Source organism: Amycolatopsis sp. w19 (genome assembly GCF_051373225.1).
Classification (GTDB): Bacteria; Actinomycetota; Actinomycetes; order Mycobacteriales; family Pseudonocardiaceae; genus Amycolatopsis; species Amycolatopsis japonica.
In genome coordinates this window covers 1-500 of record NZ_JBPQFM010000097.1, presented here as the reverse complement: position 1 = coordinate 500, position 500 = coordinate 1, and the positions used below count along the sequence as shown (strand labels likewise).

At 37.2% G+C, this 500-nt stretch carries 1 pseudogene; it reads left to right on the top strand.

The features are described 5' to 3' along the window. Nucleotides 1–162: 162 nt before the first annotated feature. Nucleotides 163–500, top strand: a pseudogene (locus ACSMFO_RS40270) (hypothetical protein); the annotation flags it as partial.

Sequence of the window (500 nt, the reverse complement as noted above, 5' to 3'; positions counted from 1 at the left end):
TTATATAATCATATAAACATTAACGCTTGACTTACCCTAACGTTAACCACTTACACTAAAGTAGAACTTCTAATAGGGATAGTTGTAACGGCTCAGAATGGTAATAATAGGAGTCCAGATTAACTCAACATTAGAAGAATATTCGATAGAGAGGTTAAAGAAATGAATCAAAAATACAGTAGGTTATTTGAATCCTTCACATTCAGAAGTGGAATAACAATTAAGAATAGAATCGTTATGGCACCTATGACAACCTGGTCAAGTAATGACGATCTTACCATTTCGGATGACGAAGTAAAGTATTACAAACAAAGAGTGAATGGAGTAGGGCTCGTCTTTACAGGGTGTACTCTTGTTACACCTAATGGACAGGGTTTTACGAATGAATTCGCAGGGTACAATGATGAATTCACTCCAAGTTTACGAAAATTAGCTGAGGCAGCGAAAAGTGGAGGAGCTCCTGCGATCCTACAGATTTTCCATGCAGGCAATAAAGCCTT